The sequence below is a fragment of the uncultured Imperialibacter sp. genome (assembly GCF_963974565.1).
Taxonomy (GTDB): domain Bacteria; phylum Bacteroidota; class Bacteroidia; order Cytophagales; family Cyclobacteriaceae; genus Imperialibacter; species Imperialibacter roseus.
The window spans coordinates 15,278-32,000 of sequence record NZ_CAXBCJ010000011.1; the positions used below are offsets into that span (position 1 = coordinate 15,278).

The window sequence follows — 16,723 nt, forward strand, 5'->3', positions numbered from 1 at the left end:
CCACTGAAGCATGGATCTACGTCCAAAAAATAAGATTGATGCATCATTCAGCATGAGTTCGATGACCGACATCGTCTTCCTTTTGCTGATATTCTTTATGCTCACAGCCACGTTTGTTACGCCTTCTGGCTTGCCGGTCAATTTGCCTTCGAGCAAAAGCTCCACCATTGTGCTGCAAAAAGTGAGTGTCACCATTAGCAGCGATTTGCGTTACTATGTAAACGACAAGCTGGTGAACCGAAACAACCTGGAAATGGTTTTAAGGAATGAACTGGCTGGCAAAGAGGGAGTGGTAGTGCTGCATGTTGACAAATCTGTTCCTACGGAGCACCTGGTTTATGTGGCAGGCATAGCGACCGCTTTGGAGGCCAAAGTATCGATAGCGACAAAACCGAATTAAGTAATGGAGTTTCAGAGCAAAGAAGAAAAGAAAAATGAAAGAATAGGCACGGCGGTCTCTCTGGGCGTCCATGCACTACTTTTGTTGATTTTCGCTTTTCTTTTGGCCTGGAAAGAACCCAATCCACCCATTCCTGAGTATGGCATAGAATTAAACTTTGGCCTGGATAGTCAGGGGTCTGGCGCTGTTCAGCCAGAATCTACCGTAGAGCAAAGCGAAAGCACATCAGATGCCGAAGAGGTCAATGAAGACGTTCCTGAAGAGACACAGACAGAAGAGACGGAGCCGGTAGAGGATACGGCTGAGCCAGAAGTAGTGGAGGAATCAACCAATGCACCAGAGGAGCCGGTAGCTACGCAAAATGTAGCCAGCCCTGATGTGCGCAAAGAGGAGCCGGTCAAAACGCCGGTGACCACGCCTAAGAAAGAAGAAGAGAAGCCGAAGGAGGTGAAAAAGGAAACCAAGCCCGTAGTGGCAGAAACAAAACCAACTCCGGTAGAAACCAAGAAAGAACCCACAGAAAAGCCTGCTGAGAAACCATCAGGGGGGGTAGCTTCCGATAAAGTAGTGGCCGCCAACAGCCAAGGCGATAACACAGCTGCTACAGGTGATAAAGGAAGCAAGGAAGGAACTGTCGATGCCCGTGCCCTGTATGGAACGCCGGGTGGTGGAGGTGGCGCTGCTCTCGATATGGCAGGCTGGGCGTGGGAGGAGATTCCTAAACCAAATGATACTTCCAACGAGAGCGGGCGAATAGTCTTTGAAATCACTGTTGACGACGCTGGTGAAGTAATTGGAGTCAAAGTTTTGGAGCGAGGTGTGAGTGCTGCCGTGGCAGCAGTTTATCAGAGAGAGGTGGAAGGCCTCTACTTCAAAAGGAACCCACCGAACAGTCCTGCTCCGCCGAGATCGACAGGCAGAATCACTTTTATCATTAAATCTCGCTAATTAGCCAATGACGTACCAGGCAACGCTGGACTACCTCTACGGTAGTCTTCCGATGTTTCAGCGGGTGGGGAAAGTGGCCATCAAAAAGGATCTCACCAATACTTTGGCGCTGTGTAATGCGCTCGACAATCCCCACAACAAATTCAAATCAGTTCACATTGCCGGCACAAACGGAAAGGGCACGAGTGCTCATTCTATTGCAGCCATTTTGCAGGCTGCTGGATACAAAACTGGCTTGTATACCTCACCTCACCTAAAGAGCTTCACCGAACGCATCAGGGTCAATGGAGAAGAGATGCCCGAGGATAAAGTGGTGGCTTTTGTAGAAAGAATGAAGCCGGTATTGGAGCAGGTAAAGCCAAGCTTTTTTGAAACCACGGTGGCCATGGCGTTCGATCATTTTGCGTCAGAACAGGTCGATATAGCTGTGGTAGAAGTGGGCCTCGGTGGGAGACTCGACTCAACGAATGTGATCAACCCACTGGTGTCGCTGATTACCTCTATTAGCTACGATCACATGGACCTGCTGGGCGACACTTTGGAGGAAATAGCGGGAGAAAAGGCTGGAATTATTAAGAAAAATACGCCTGTGGTGGCCGGAGGTTATTACGGGTCATTGGATGCAGTGTTTATTGAGAAGGCAAAAAAGGAAAACAGCCCGATCGTCATTGCCAGGAACGGATATAAGGTTGAAAATAAGGAGTATAGCTTGTTTTCAAGAGTGGTTTCGGTAGCTAAAACTGGCGGTTCTGATCCGATGACATTGAACCTTGACCTAACAGGCCGGTATTACCTCAAAAACCTCCCCGGGATTCTCAGTGTCGTTGATGTGCTGCGCACGAGAGGATTTGACATTTCCGATGAAGCCGTAGCAAAAGGACTCAGCAATGTGAAGAGGCTGACGGGCCTGAAAGGTCGCTGGCAGGTGCTGCAACAGCAGCCGCTGATGATATGCGATGTAGGCCACAATGAAGAGGGTATGAGGGAGTTGTTCGAACAACTCAGCGAGAACATCCATGGACAACTGCACATCGTTTTCGGGGTGGTAAGCGATAAGGACAGGTCGAAGCTATGGAGTGTTTTGCCTAAGGATGCCTACTACTATTTCACTGCTGCCAGCATTCCCAGAGCACTGCCCGCTGAACGGCTTTATGAGGAAGCAAAAGCGGAGGGGTATGTTGGGGAAGTGGTGAGCGATGTGAATGAAGGAATTGGCCTGGCAAGCAAAAAAGCGGGAGCAAACGATGTCGTTTTTGTGGGGGGGAGTACTTTTGTCGTAGCAGAAATAGATCAGTTGTAGTAGTGAGAAACAAAACGGACAGGTACAAGCAGAACCGTGAAAGCAGGAATGTGCTGGAAGAAGGGAAGCCACTTTTTGAGACGATAAAGGGAAAGTGGAACACAGGGTTTTTCGATGACGACTTACCGCTTGTGGTAGAGCTTGGCTGTGGCAGAGGAGAATATTCTGTAGGATTGGCGGAGCGGTTCAGTGAAAAAAACTTTATCGGTGTCGATATAAAGGGAGACAGGATTTGGAAGGGAAGCCAGCGGGCACAAGCGCTTGGACTCACCAATGTGGGGTTTTTGCGCACGCAAATTCAAATGATTGACAATTTTTTTGAAGCAGGGGAGGTGTCGGCCATTTGGATTACTTTTCCCGACCCTAGACCGAAAGACAGAGACGAAAAGCGAAGGCTTACGTCGCCCAGGTTTCTGGATATGTACAAAGCCATGTTGAAGAAAGATGGTTGGGTGTATTTTAAAACCGACAGCACACCACTCTTTCAATACACCCTGGACTTGTTGAGAGAGAAATATGCCATCAAAGATATGGAGTATACCTTTGACCTTTACCAGTCTGATCTTTGGGAAGAGCACTACGGCATCAAAACCAAGTATGAGCTGATTTTTACGGAGAAAGGCGAGACCATCAAGTACATGAAGTTTCGGTTTGCCTGAGCCCCTGCCGGGGCTTTTCAATCGTCTGTTTCGAGGGCTTCCAGCATATCGGCCAGCTCATCATAGTCTTTGAAGCCCGGCTTAACTTCCTGGCTTCCTTTTAGCGCAAATCCATTCACTTCCTTGGTAGCCAAAAGACCTTCTGTCTGATCTGGATTGACGTCGTAACCCACCAGCAAAGGCACCTCTGAATTTGCACTAACCGCTTGCCTAACGGTTAATTGATCATTAAGCTCAGCAAAAATATACGCCACTGCCGGCGTGTTTTTAGCCACAGTCATGGCCGTATTAAGGCTTGCTTCTGTGGTGGCTTTTATGATAAAAGTTAAGTCTGTGTGCTTCAGTGATTCCAATAGGGATAAATCACTTATTTCCAGACAATCAAGCTCATATTGAACCAGTTGTGCCCTGATGTCTTCTTCCGAAAGCCCATGTGCTTCACCCACCAGCTTTACGCCAGCCACCCAGCCGGTTATTTCCTGAAACTTTAGCGGATTGATGTATTCTGGGCTTGCCGGGTTGATATCAAAGCCGAGCATATCCACACCCATGCCAGCACAATACCTTGCATCACTCAAGTTGGTAACACTTCCCACTTTTACTATTGCTTTTAATGCCATTAAGTTGCTTCCTTTTTTACTTCGTGTCGTTTCTGGTTTCGTTAATAAGACCCTCTATGCTATCGATTAGCACCTGTAGATGTTGCTCAATGATCGACCAAACAATTTCATAGTCTACCCCAAAGTATTCGTGAACAATACGATTGCGGAAGCCTCTTAACCTATCCCATTCGATATATGGGTTGCTTATCTTAAAGTCTTTGTCAATTCGACTCGACGCCTCGCCAATGATCTCAAAATTACGAATCACAGCGTCGATCGTTTTGTCATCATTAATGAAGGCTTCATATGACAAGCCCCCGGTATACTTTTTGATTTTTAAAGCCGATTCCAGAATATCTTCCAGAAGAAAGAGAAGATCACGGCTAGACATAGATCAAATCGGGTTTGATTTTTTCGAAGTACTTTTCTTTTATGCCGTTTCTCGACACCACATCAACTGTAAAGCCGACCAATTCCTCGATTTCATTGGCCAGGTCAATAAATCTTATGCCAATCTTATCGTTGAATTCGATTAATATATCAAGGTCACTGTCAGCTACCTGTTCATTTCTTGAATAAGAACCAAAGACCGCCATCGATTGTATGGGGTACTTGTTGAACAAGTATTGCCTATTTTTCCCAAGAGTAAGTTTGATGTCTTCGAGCGATTTCATGGCGCCGGATAGTATTGATTCTCTGCTATCCCAAAATTAGCAATTCACTACCAATTGGAACAAAATAACTGCTGCTATTGTCACAAACCTACCAAAATAAACGGGGCCCAGTAGTACGGATCCTGGTAATTTTCAGAGTTGAGCAGGCTTAATTTTGCCTTTCGGAGGTCGTCAGCAAACAGGTTATTGTCAGAATGATAGAGGTGTTGTTTATAAAACTCAATCATCAGCGATGCTGTCGAAGCATCGGCTACCTGCCACAATGAAACGATCAGGTTTTTGGCTCCGGCGTACATCAGTGCCCTGCTCAAGCCAATGATGCCCTCACCACGGGTAACTTTGCCGAGACCTGTTTCGCAAGCCGAAAGATTGACCAAATCGGCATTGATACCGAGGCTGTAGATCTCTCCGGAATAAAGGCTGCCGTCTTCATCATTTCCTGGCGAGAGGAAAATCCTCGAAAGCTCTGGCTTGGCCTCATTCACCATGCCGTGGGTGGCAAAATGCAAAAATTTGTACTGTCCCAGTTGATCCGATTTAATGAAGCTCTCCGAAGCGGAAGCACTCAACATTAGGTTTGCCTCCTGGTCGGATCCGGTAAATAGATACTTGATCTCCTTCACTTCTTTTTCCGTGTCTGGCAGTGTCTGCATGACCACTTCATTCTTTTCGAAGGAAAGCGGCGCTGATAATAAAATGCCCTTCCCGGTGCTGGATGACTTACTGGCGATTCGTTCAGCAAGAAGTGTGGCAGAGTAGTCATACGAAATGACTTTTTCACTAATGAGGTAGTTGATGGTGCCGTCCTTGTCACGACCGGTTACCAACGACTCGAATGGTACAGCGCTAATCGGACCATCGGGGAGTACGACAAGCGAACTGATAGAGCCAGGTAGTTTGGGTATGAGCTGCTTGTACAATGCTTCGGAAGCTTTTTGGAACACCTCCTGCTGCCTGTACTTAATGGCGTTCCTCAACCCAACAATGTTCCTGGCGAAATTAGCGTCTTTCTTGATTGTGGTGGCATTAAGCCGGTTGCTTGTGACGAGAAAGACATATACATTCTCTTCACCTATGAAATAGGAGAGGATGCCTTGATTCTCACTCAAAAGTGGTTGCAATGTTTCAACTGAGGCCAGGGTATTGCTGTATTTGAGCTTGAAGTATTCCGGGTACTGATCTTCCAGCTTTTCAATAAAGCTTCTCAGGGCAGATTCAAAGGCGAAAAGCTCAGCCTCAAGCTCTTCTTCTTTTTCAGCCGAAAGTTTGCCTCCTGCCAACTTTTGTTCGATGAAAATGATCTGGTCCTTCAGGCTGTCTTCCAGCGCCAGCTCCTCATCTGGGATACCGGCAAAGTGCTTGGCTTTGGCGTCGTTGATGGCGTCGAGAAGCACAGCTGACTTGCTTCTTTCACAGAAATTGAAAGCCAGCTTTTGGTAGTACTTCTTCTTAAATGTTCGCTCGCTCAGGTAGAGTGCAGTACTAATGCCATTTTCATACACTTCATAGGCAACAGCACCAAGTCGGAGCTTGTCAGCCTCATTTAAACGAATCTGGCGAATGCTTGTGATTAATTCATCACAGGCAACGTAGGCAGCAAGTGCCCCGTCAATGTCCCGTAGCTTCAGTGTTTTTTCAAAATGCAGCGCCTCCATGTTCTTGGCCTTTGATTGCAGCGAGGAAAGAAGAATGTCGGCGTTATAGTAGTCTCTCAGCTCAGGCAGGTCGTAAATGGTCTGATAATTCTGGGAGTAGAGATTCGCATAAATAGACTTTTGAAAGCTCTCTACTGCCAGCTCAAACTTATTCTGTTTTTGGTAAATGGATCCTATGAGAAAATAGGTGTTGGCTATTTCCGGATGCTTTTCTCCATAAAGGTTTTGGTACATTTGCAGCGCAACTCTCTGGAATGCCAGTGCTTCTTCAAGCGATCCCTTCATTTCGGTCAACCGCCCCTTGTTGCTGGTGGTAAAGGCCTTGTTGGGGTGGTCGCCTGTGTAGGTGGCATTCCAAATATTCATGACCTGGTCAAGGTAAGTTATCGCCTTGTCGTAACTTCCCTGATTAGCGGTGGCGAACGCCAGGTTGCTATATCCGCTGGCTACTTTGGGGTGGTTTTCACCAAGATTGTCCTTGTAAATAGCCAGGGCCTTGTTAAAATAGTCGACAGCAAAGGCGGGGAGGTCTTGCAAATAAATAAGCCCGATGTTGTTGTAGGAGTCTGCAAGCAACACCGCCTTGCCTGCGCCCGCCGATTGGCGAATGCTTAGTGCCTTTTCGTGGTATTGCAGGGCCAGCTCCCGGTTACCGTTGTTCCAGTACACCACGCCCAGGTCGTTGTAACATTTTGCTTGTTCAAGGCTATTGGCAGGCAGTAACTTTTCCGCCTTAAGAAGTTCTTCGAGCGCCAGGTCATTTCTTCCGGATCTAAGGTAAATATCGCCGAGGATATTCAGGGAGATGGCCCTGAGGTTGCCAGACCCTTTAATAATCTCCGCCAGCTCGTTGCTCTGAACTATGGCCTGAGCCCACTGTGGCTCGCCCAGGGCCAGCTGGCATTCGGCCATCCGGAGTTGGCAAAGTGCAGCCTTTTCATTTTGGTTGGCTTTGAAAAAACTGGCAGCGGCTTGTTCGAAATGATCGTAGGCCGCTGAGTAGTTAGCGTTGATTTGCTCGTTTTCTGCCTGCTCCATCAAAGCTTCTTGTGCCTGGGCAGTAATATTAATAAACAGAAAAAGCCAGAATAATTGGTTGCTTAGTTTCATTTAGAATTTATAAATCAATGAAACATTGTTTACATACTCTCTCGACAGTCCATCTGGATTGGTGTGTCGCTTTACCAACCGGAAACCATTGATCATTTTGAGGCCAAGTCTGGTGTTGAATTGATAGCCACCGCTTATCAGGAGTGTCAGCGCCAGGCCCTCCGAGCCATCAATGATTTTGTCTTTATAGCCAACTACCTGGTCGCCTTCCAGTACCGGAATGTTAATTACATCTTTATTAAGTCTGTAGATAGGCAGAAGACCAGTGCTGAAGTTGAAGTTCGTGAACCTGAAGTTGCGCTCTACCCTGAACATGATGTCAGTGCCTCTCACAAGCGACCTTGCCTGTGTGTACTCTAACGCCTTTTTTTCCAACGGATCGCCTATCCAGTCGCTCCATAGAAAGGTGCTGTTGATTTGTCCGAAAGGGCGTTGAATACCTGTTGCCAGCAGCCATTTTGAAGTAATAAAAGAGATGCCCGCCACAGCGTCGTAGGTGCCAAGTCCGGTCTGGTTGTACATAGGCAGAGATTGCCCCTCGGTGTTCTTAATATTAGAGTCTCCCGTCGGAATCTTTGATCCAACCGTGGCATTTATCTGAAATGCTTCTCTTGTAATGAGGTTGCGGGTAAGGGCGAGACTAAGATCGCCGATGCCCTTTGTGTTGGCCAGGGCGCCGTCGACGAAAACGTAAGGCACCTTCAACTGAACCGTGGTTTTGCTATTGAGGCCTACATTCACATCGGCCACATAGTTGTACACCACGTCCTTGAACCGTGTCAGTCCCACGTAGTGAGTGAACTCAATCGACCTGAGTTTTACCTGGATGCGTCGATTATAGCCCTGGTCTGGTTTCATGGCACCCATGGTGCAAAACCCGGCATCGCTGCACCCCTGGGAGTAGGAAAAGCTGGTGATGATCAGCGCAAAAAATAGAAGTATGTATCTCATAGAACGAGAAGTTATGTCTACGAATTGGTTGAGTAAACTAAGTGAAAAAAAATGTCCGTGCTAATGGAATGACCAAAATTCAAAGATAAGCCTTTTGCCTTTATCTTCTAAAAGAAAAATTGTCAGCGATAATGTTCAGAAGACTAAATGACCTGGTTTGAAGGATTGAATATTGGTACTGAAGTGCTGACCACCTGTTAATGAGAGAACTACCGTTCATTGGTGTGATAAGGCAGGTAATCAGCTAATTTGATACAGAAGGAGGCCAGCCGATTGCAAGGCCGTCTGAATAGTTTTGTCAGTATTACCCACTCACTACCTCAAATAAGCGTTGGGCACATTTTCCGGTTTGTAGTCGATGCCATAAGCCCTTTGGAGCAGCCGGGTCACGGTAGCCGATGTGGTGGTTTCGTCTCGGTGCATTTGGGGAAGGAGGCCCATCATCGCATAGCTGATCGGATTGACCGAAGGAATAAGTGTTTCCCAGGGGTAGCCTTTTCCCCAGATGATGCCCTGCAAGGTAATATTCAAATCGGCACCGTTTTCAAGACAAAAGTCGAGCATCTCAGCGGATTGGTTATTGTTCTGATTCACCGTGTGGAATATGGGCGTCTGTCCGCCAAAGCCATGCTTATCAACGCCGGCTTTAGCATTGACGTCAGCGCCATTCTCAACCAGCACACCAGCGCATGCCACATGATTGAACTCGGCGCAGACATGAAGAAGTGTGGCTTCAAAAAGGGGCGTATAGGCACACCTCAGACTATACTTTTTAGAAATCAATGCAGGTTGGGTCGCTACCTCACTGGCAAGTGTCTCGGCATCATCGAGCAGAACAGCCAGTAATGCCTTGTCTTCGAAGACCAGCCCGGCATCAACAAAGGCCTGCACGCATGCTTTGAACCAGGGACTTCGGGTATATTCGCTTGTGAGCTCGTAGATGAGGGGTTCATCCCGGAAAAGGTCGTTAGGGCTGGCTCCTTCTTGAAAGCACTTTTTGATTCCTTCAATCGAGTGGAGTTCAATTTGGGTGATGATGTCTTTTAAGGGCTTCATTGTGAATGGATTCAGGTTCTTTGAGCAATCACGTAAACGTGTTTCTCGGGATATTGATCCAACTCCAGGTGCACACATTGGCAATTGTTTTCTGCGATCACCCGAAGGTTTTCAGTGATACCGATTGTGCTGTAGTAGAAAGTGTCATTTCTCCATTGGTTTTCGTGCTCGCCGTAGTCGTTGCCAAATGAATAGATGAGTATGCCATCGCTATTCAGCATGCCACAAAGTTTGGAAACTACGGGCGCCTGTGATTTGAACGGCAGGTGAAATATGCTGTCCCAGGCAACAATAAAGTCGAATTTTGCTGGTGGCTGCCATGTACAAATGTCTTCGTTAAGGAAATTAACCTCCGGGTGATTGGCCCTTGCAATTTCAATCATTTGGCTCGACACATCTAACCCGGTTATACTAAAGCCACTGGCAAGCAGCTCTTTCGTTATTCTTCCGCCACTGCCGCAGCCGACATCGAGAGCGGTTGTTTTGTTGGAACAATAGCTAATCGCCCTTTTGATTTGATCCACGCCGTAGTTGGAGGCTAGGTGCCCGTCGTGCCACCATTGGGCGATTTTATCATATTTTGCGCCTAAAACCTTTGGATCCATATAAGCCGTTGTTTCAGAAAATCTGCCTGGTGAAGTGAGAAATGTGAAGTAACTAATTTATTAAAAACGATGCAGAGCGTGGAACATAAAGTTTTTCCCAAAAACTTATCGTAATTTTGCACCACAAGCGAACCATTTCCGTTCGCTTCGTCTTTTTGAGGGACGTCCTCAGAGGCTTAATCGATGTAAAAGTCAGGCTTTGAACCTGGCGAAAGACACACTTAATGAGTAAACACGGAAGAGTACTGGTGGCCATGAGCGGTGGTATTGACAGCTCCCTGGTAGCCGTGATGCTTCATGAGCAAGGCTATGAAGTCATCGGAATGACAATGAAAACCTGGGACTATGCGTCCGCAGGCAGCTCCAAAAAGGAAACAGGCTGTTGCAGCCTTGATTCTATCAACGACGCAAGGAATATTGCCGTCAATCTGGGTTTTCCCCACTATATCCTGGACATCCGAAGTGAGTTTGGCGACTACGTGATCGACAATTTCACCACCGAATACCTGGCAGGTCGCACACCCAATCCATGTGTGTTGTGCAACACCCATATCAAATGGGAGGCGCTGCTGCGACGTGCAGACAAGCTGGACTGCCAGTTTATCGCCACGGGTCATTATGCAAAGGTGAGGCAGGAGAATGATCGCTATATTATTTCCAAAGGAAAGGACGAAAACAAAGACCAGTCATATGCTTTGTGGGGAGTGGGGCAGGAGAGTCTGAGCCGCACAATGTTCCCACTTGGCCACCTGCGCAAGCCTGAAATAAGGGAGATGGCTAGCGAAAGGGGTTTTATAGACCTTGTGAACAAATCTGAGTCATACGAAATCTGCTTTATCCCTGACAATGACTACCGTGGGTTTCTAAAAAGAAGGGTGGAAGGCCTTGAGGAACAAGTCGACGGTGGTGAGTTTGTATTGGAAGACGGCACTGTTCTGGGCAAGCACAAGGGCTATCCTTTCTACACCATCGGGCAAAGGAAAGGCCTGGGCATTACTTTGGGCTATCCGGTTTATGTGACCGAGATTCAAAAGGATAAAAACAGGGTCGTGCTAGGCACCTTTGACGAACTTTCCAGAGATGGCATGTACGTGAAAGGCCTCAACATGATGAAATACACTGACCTTACCGGCCAGCGTTTGGATACCATTACCAAAGTGCGCTACAACGACGACGGTGCGCCTGCCGTCATCGAGCAGGTAGGCGACACCATGAAGGTGTTCTTCGGCAACGGAGTCAATGCAATTGCCCCGGGGCAGGCAGCGGTGTTCTACGAAGGCGACGACGTAATAGGTGGTGGCTGGATCCAGTCAAGTTTCAGACAACATGCCAAGGCTGTTTAATATACCGACACTATGGGTTCTCCTGATCGCTTCAATGGGCTGTCAGGAAGAAACCATTGTGCCCGACACCTCCCGGTTGGGTGCCGACTTTTTCCCGATGGAAAAGGGCCTTTACTGGGAATATGAGGTCGACCTTACCACTTACAACCTGCTCGACTCCATGCCGTCGCATTACTTTCTCAGGGAAGTGGTGGCCGATACCTTCACTGATCTGTCGGGCAGCCTGAGCTACAGGCTGGAGCGGTTTAGCCGGGAATCAGCCGAAGTTGACTGGCAGCTTGACTCCGTTTGGACGGCAAGGCTTTCTACTTCCCAGGCGGTTCGCATTGAAAATAATGTGCCGTTTATCAAGCTTACTTTTCCATTGGCTGAAGGCAAAGAGTGGAACGGTAATGCGCTGAACAACAGGGGGGAAGAAACCTATCAGGTGAGTGGGCTTGGGCTGGCCCTTGAAGTGGGTGATACCACGTTCGAAAACACGCTAACAATCCTTCAGAGAGAAGTGCTTGACACTATCGTTTTCCAGGATGTGCGCAGAGAGTACTTTGCGAAGGAGATTGGATTGGTGAAAAAAGAATTTATTCAGCTAAATTACTGCAGCACAGAGGAGTGCTTTGGTCAGAAGATCATAGATTCTGGCCGAAAATTATACATGGAACTTGTTGCGCATGGTAAAGAGTAGAGGAGCTCTGACTATTTTGATTTTACTACTGTCCGGGCTTTCACTGAAAGCTCAGGTCAACCGGTATATTGTTCAATTTACGGACAAATCAGGTGGAACCTACTCCGTTGACAGGCCCGAAGATTTTCTTTCAGAAAAGGCAATTTTAAGACGGGAGAAAGAGGGAGTTGCAATAGATGAGACTGATTTGCCGGTTAGTCAGACTTACCTCGATCAACTGGCAGCAACCGGCGTTGAAGTGTACCATACCTCCAAATGGATGAACCTGGCCTTGATCCAATGCAACATCAACAAGGTGCTGACTGTCGATGCACTCCCATTTGTTTCACGAGTGGAGCTGGTGGCGCCGGGGGCAAGGCTTACCAAAGGCGAAACAGCCAACGGTCGTTTCAAAAGCAAAAGTGCTACAGGCAGGGTACTCGCCACCACCGATTTTCAAAACAGCCTTCTCTCGATTCAGCACATGCACCGCCAGGGTTTCTACGGGCAAGGCGTGCTGATTGCCATATTCGACGGAGGCTTTGGTGGCGTTGATGCCGTTCCGTTTTTTGAAGACGTTCGTAGTAGTAACCGAATAATACAGACTTACGATTTTGTTACCAACGGGCATCAGGTGTATACCTTCGATGACCACGGCACCAGGGTGTTTTCTACCATTGGAGCCAAAATGATCCAGGTCGAGGGCAAAGACACTACATTGATTTTGGGTACCGCACCTGCAGCGGATTTCGCCCTTTTTGTTACGGAAGACGTGAAAAGCGAATACCGGATCGAGGAATACAACTGGCTTTTTGGCGCTGAAAAGGCCGATAGCCTCGGCGCTGACATCATTCATACCTCGGTTGGCTATAATGTGTTCAGCGATTCGCAAATGAACTACACAAAGGCGCAAATGGACGGCAAAACGGCCATCATTACGCAGGCCGCCAACCTGGCCGCCGATAAGGGCATTTTTGTAGTAGCCAGCGTAGGCAATGAGGGCAGCAACAGCTGGAAAAAGGCCACGGCCCCAGCCGACAGTCCCAAAGTGCTGTCCGTAGGTGCGGTGGATAATAGCGGTAAACTAGCAAACTTCAGCTCGATCGGTCCCACGGCCGATGGGCGCATCAAGCCTGACGTCGTGGCGCTTGGGGTTTTCGCTACTGTGGGGGCCGAGAGTGGCTCACTCATCACTGCTAATGGCACCAGTTATTCGGCGCCTATGGTCGCTGGCTTTGTGGCCGGACTCATTCAGGCGGAACCAGAAAAAACAAGAGAAGAGCTTTTTAACGACATTCTGAACTCAGGCAGCAGGTCAACTAAACCTGATACTTTGTTTGGCTATGGCATCCCTGATTTTATCAAAGCAACGGGTGGGAAAATTCTCTCAGTGGATGATGTGATCAATGACAAGGTGAAGGTTTATCCCAATCCGTTTACAGAGAACAGGCTGAGTATAAAAATCAATAATGAACTGGCTGTCAACGGGCTTTCCGTACAGATGTTCGATGCCAATGGGAAGATGATTGCCCAAAAAGAATACAATAGCTACGATATCAACGACGTTGTTATATTTGAATTTTCGGGCACAACTCCCGGAGTTTATTTTTTACGGTTGTCGTCAAGCACATTTGAGAAGCAGGTAAAACTGCTTAGATACTAAGAAAACCTATCCATGAACTTTCCACTTATTGCCCCTTCCATACTTGCCTCCGACTTCGGTAACCTTCAACGAGATGTGGAAATGCTCAATAGCAGCAAGGCCGACTGGCTGCATATTGACATCATGGATGGCACTTTTGTTCCCAATATCTCTTTCGGGTTTCCGGTAACGGCGGCCATCAATAAGCACACGAAAAAACCCCTGGACTTTCATTTAATGATTGAGCAGCCCTCTCGTTATTTCAAACAGTGCGTAGAGACCGGCGCTGAGGTGATTTCTGTGCATCATGAAGCCTGCCCAAACCTTCACAGGGTGCTGCAGGAAATTCGTGAGCTGGGCTGCAAGGCAGGTGTGGCGCTCAACCCGCATACCCCCGTAAATGTGCTGAAAGATATCATGGAGCTGACCGATATTATCTTGCTAATGTCGGTGAACCCCGGCTTTGGAGGACAGAAGTTCATCGAACGAACTTTCCAAAAAGTGAGAGATGCCAAAGAGATGGTTCTCAATGCCGGCACGCATACCATGATCGAGATAGATGGTGGTGTAAACATGAACAATGCCAGGGCGCTTTGTCAGGCAGGAGCAGACATTCTGGTGGCTGGCAACTTCGTTTTCAGTGCATCTGATCCACTGGAAACAATCGCACGACTCAAAACTGTGAACAGCGAGGAAAAATTCGTTTGATGCGCAGGAGCTTACTTACCATTACTTTTTTAGCTTTTTCTTTTGCCACCTTGGCACAACAAGCCTGCATCCAGGGTATAGTGCTCGACGCCCAGAATGTTCCGTTACAAGGCGCCACCATTTCCGTTCCATCGCTTACCAAAGGTACCAATGCCGATACGGACGGCACTTTTTTATTGTGCCTTGAGCCGGGCAATTATCAACTTGAAATAAGCTTCGTAGGCTATAAGGCAGTTCAAAAACCTGTGTCCCTTGCTGCGGGCGATAGTTTGGTTATTCAGGCCACGTTGAATGAAGACAAAACGCTTCTGGCTCAGGTAACTGTGGTAGGCAAAAGAGAGCTGGGCCCTGCAAGGGCTGGCGAATTTCGTGTGACAAGTAAGGAACTGGCAAATTTCCCTGCGGCCACGGCAGATATTTCCAGGATACTGGCCACACTACCGGGTGTCGTGGCCAGCAATGAGTTGTCTTCAGCTTACTCTGTACGAGGTGGTAACTTCGATGAAAACCTTGTATACGTGAATGATATTCCGGTGTACAGGCCCTTTTTGGTGAGGGCAGGTCAGCAGGAGGGGCTGGGTTTTGTCAACCTCGACATGGTGTCGGGAATTACCTTCTCATCCGGTGGCTGGCAGTCGAAATACGGAGATAAGCTTTCATCCGTGCTTAATGTAGGCTACAAAAACCCTGTTGAACAGGCTGGATCTGTCAATCTGGGGCTATTAGGTGGCTCAGCACATGTGGAAGGTGTTAGCAAAAACGACAGGGTAAACTATACAGCGGGGGTTCGTTACAAAAATTCCAGGTATTTGCTCAACACGATTTCAGTGAAGGGCCAATACTTGCCTCGGTTCGCCGACTTCCAGTCTCTTGTTTCTGTTAAGTTAGGTCAGCAGACCGAGGCACACAGACAAAAGATCTCGATTCTTGCCTCCTATGCCCAAAACAGGTACTTCACAAAGCCAGAATCGCAGGAAGTCGAATTCGGTACGTTCGGCAGGTCGTTCCGTATGGTGGCGGCCTTCGATGGCAAAGAGGTGCTTGACTACGACATTTATCAAACCGGTGTGAAATGGACGAACACGTGGGAGGATAAATTCAACCTGGACGTGATTGCTTCAGGTGTTTATACTGCTGAGAGAGAATACTTTGAAGTGGAAGGAGCGTATAGGCTCTGCGATGTGAACAACGACCCCACCAGTGATGAATTCAAGGATTGCGTGGTTGTTCTTGGCGTTGGCAGCAACTATCACTACGGCCGCAATAAGCTCCAGGCAACGCTATTGAATACAGAAAGCCGGTTTTCAGCCCGCTGGAACGATCACCAGCTAACCGAAGCTGGCCTTGGAGCCAGAAAGGAAAGAATAGAAGATGTGCTGAACGAATACATTTTTCAAGACTCTTCCGGTTATGCCAGCACCACCGACAGGATTTGGGCCGAAAACCTGGTTGATGGTTACCACCTGACTGGCTATTTGCAGCACACAGTTTTTTCCAGAGATTCTATTCACATTCTGAATGCTGGTGTTCGCACGGCCTACTGGACGGTCAATGGCCAACTGCTGGTGAGCCCGAGAATGCAATATGTGTTTACACCCGCCTGGTCACGTAAAACTGCCTTTAAAGTTGCAGGAGGCGTTTATCAGCAGCCGCCTTTTTACCGGGAAATGCGCAACAGGCAGGGCGTCATCAACCGGGACCTGAAAGCCCAGGTGTCGTACCATGCCCTGGCGGGAATGGACTTTGCATTTCAAATGAATGGAAGGAACTTTGTTTTCTTTTCAGAGGCCTACGTCAAATACCTGGATCGCCTGGTTCCTTACGACATCGACAATGTGCGTCTCCGTTACTTTGGCGACAACCTGGCCAGGGGGTGGGCTTATGGTGTTGATTTCAGAGTAAACGGCGAGTTTATTCCGGGCACAGAGTCATGGTTTAGCCTCGGTTTGCTTCGAACCATTGAGGACATAGAAGGAGACACTCTCGGCTTTATTCGCAGGCCATCCGATCAAAGGGTCACATTGGGCATCTTCTTTCAGGATTATTTGCCCAACGATCCAAGTGTTAGAATTTACGTCAGTGCGCTCTATGGCAGCGGGTTACCCTTTAGTGCGCCAAATAATCCGACTTATCGCAACTTTTTCAAGGGAGATGAGTATTACAGGGTTGATGTTGGTTTCACAAAGGTGTTTTCGAAAAAGAACGAAGGAAAAATATTTGGAGGTCTGAAGTCGATCTGGCTGACCGCTGAGATCCTTAATTTGCTTGGTGCAGAGAACACCATTTCCTACACCTGGGTCAAAGACGTCTTCAATCAACAATTTGCCGTACCCAATTCATTATCGGCAAGGTTTTTGAATGTGAAGCTTTCAGGTAGATTCTGAGGTATTCTGCCTATTTTTATAAGTG

Annotated in this window: 16 protein-coding genes; 9 read left to right on the plus strand and 7 right to left on the minus strand. The window is 47.8% G+C overall.

The genetic code is table 11. The annotated features are described in order from the left end of the window. Positions 1 to 10: 10 nt before the first annotated feature. From AAC052_RS16250 to trmB, 4 genes are read left to right on the plus strand one after another with little or no spacing between them, the layout of a single operon-like run. Positions 11 to 400 carry a biopolymer transporter ExbD gene (locus AAC052_RS16250; protein WP_317491876.1) on the plus strand — a complete coding sequence of 130 codons (390 nt, stop codon included), beginning with the start codon at positions 11 to 13 and terminating at the stop codon, positions 398 to 400. 3 nt (positions 401 to 403) lie between these two features. Then, complete coding sequence (locus AAC052_RS16255) at positions 404 to 1,348, plus strand: hypothetical protein (RefSeq protein WP_339814606.1); 945 nt, start codon at positions 404 to 406, stop codon at positions 1,346 to 1,348. A 7-nt stretch (positions 1,349 to 1,355) separates the two neighbouring features. Then, the gene (locus AAC052_RS16260; protein ID WP_339814608.1) at positions 1,356 to 2,648 is read left to right on the plus strand and encodes a folylpolyglutamate synthase/dihydrofolate synthase family protein; all 1,293 of its coding nucleotides are present in this window, start codon (positions 1,356 to 1,358) and stop codon (positions 2,646 to 2,648) included. 2 nt (positions 2,649 to 2,650) lie between these two features. Then, positions 2,651 to 3,307, plus strand: a complete 657-nt coding sequence (gene trmB / locus AAC052_RS16265) for a tRNA (guanosine(46)-N7)-methyltransferase TrmB (protein WP_339814609.1) — start codon at positions 2,651 to 2,653, stop codon at positions 3,305 to 3,307. A gap of 17 nt (positions 3,308 to 3,324) precedes the next feature. On the opposite strand, the gene AAC052_RS16270 is transcribed toward trmB, so the two are convergent. The 7 genes from AAC052_RS16270 to AAC052_RS16300 form a co-directional block, all read right to left on the minus strand. Further along, positions 3,325 to 3,927 (minus strand): N-(5'-phosphoribosyl)anthranilate isomerase, encoded by a 603-nt coding sequence (locus AAC052_RS16270; RefSeq protein WP_339814611.1) that lies wholly within the window; start codon positions 3,925 to 3,927, stop codon positions 3,325 to 3,327. Positions 3,928 to 3,943: 16 nt separating this feature from the next. After that, positions 3,944 to 4,300, minus strand: a complete 357-nt coding sequence (locus AAC052_RS16275; protein WP_339814612.1) for a DUF86 domain-containing protein — start codon at positions 4,298 to 4,300, stop codon at positions 3,944 to 3,946. After that, entirely contained in the window at positions 4,293 to 4,583 is a 291-nt protein-coding gene (locus tag AAC052_RS16280; protein ID WP_317491870.1) for a nucleotidyltransferase family protein, read from the minus strand. The genes AAC052_RS16275 and AAC052_RS16280 overlap by 8 nt, the downstream gene beginning before the upstream one ends. A gap of 80 nt (positions 4,584 to 4,663) precedes the next feature. Then, a complete protein-coding gene (locus tag AAC052_RS16285; RefSeq protein ID WP_339814614.1) occupies positions 4,664 to 7,348 on the minus strand; it encodes a CHAT domain-containing tetratricopeptide repeat protein in 2,685 nt (894 codons plus the stop codon). After that, entirely contained in the window at positions 7,349 to 8,299 is a 951-nt protein-coding gene (locus AAC052_RS16290) for a hypothetical protein (protein ID WP_317491868.1), read from the minus strand. A gap of 315 nt (positions 8,300 to 8,614) precedes the next feature. Continuing rightward, entirely contained in the window at positions 8,615 to 9,355 is a 741-nt protein-coding gene (locus AAC052_RS16295) for a hypothetical protein (protein WP_339814616.1), read from the minus strand. A gap of 11 nt (positions 9,356 to 9,366) precedes the next feature. Beyond that, complete coding sequence (locus AAC052_RS16300) at positions 9,367 to 9,960, minus strand: class I SAM-dependent methyltransferase (RefSeq protein ID WP_339814618.1); 594 nt, start codon at positions 9,958 to 9,960, stop codon at positions 9,367 to 9,369. Between the two features lie 224 nt (positions 9,961 to 10,184). Between AAC052_RS16300 and mnmA the strand changes: the two genes are divergently transcribed. Genes mnmA through AAC052_RS16325 form a run of 5 tightly spaced genes read left to right on the plus strand, consistent with a single transcriptional unit; the run spans position 10,185 to position 16,698 of the window. Continuing rightward, entirely contained in the window at positions 10,185 to 11,303 is a 1,119-nt protein-coding gene (gene mnmA, locus AAC052_RS16305; RefSeq protein WP_339814620.1) for a tRNA 2-thiouridine(34) synthase MnmA, read from the plus strand. Then, complete coding sequence (locus tag AAC052_RS16310; RefSeq protein WP_339814621.1) at positions 11,287 to 11,985, plus strand: hypothetical protein; 699 nt, start codon at positions 11,287 to 11,289, stop codon at positions 11,983 to 11,985. Before mnmA ends, AAC052_RS16310 begins: the two co-directional genes overlap by 17 nt. Then, positions 11,972 to 13,627, plus strand: a complete 1,656-nt coding sequence (locus AAC052_RS16315; RefSeq protein WP_339814623.1) for a S8 family peptidase — start codon at positions 11,972 to 11,974, stop codon at positions 13,625 to 13,627. Before AAC052_RS16310 ends, AAC052_RS16315 begins: the two co-directional genes overlap by 14 nt. A gap of 12 nt (positions 13,628 to 13,639) precedes the next feature. Further along, positions 13,640 to 14,314 (plus strand): ribulose-phosphate 3-epimerase, encoded by a 675-nt coding sequence (gene rpe, locus AAC052_RS16320; RefSeq protein WP_317491862.1) that lies wholly within the window; start codon positions 13,640 to 13,642, stop codon positions 14,312 to 14,314. After that, positions 14,314 to 16,698 (plus strand): TonB-dependent receptor, encoded by a 2,385-nt coding sequence (locus AAC052_RS16325; protein ID WP_339814627.1) that lies wholly within the window; start codon positions 14,314 to 14,316, stop codon positions 16,696 to 16,698. Before rpe ends, AAC052_RS16325 begins: the two co-directional genes overlap by 1 nt. Positions 16,699 to 16,723 lie beyond the last annotated feature (25 nt).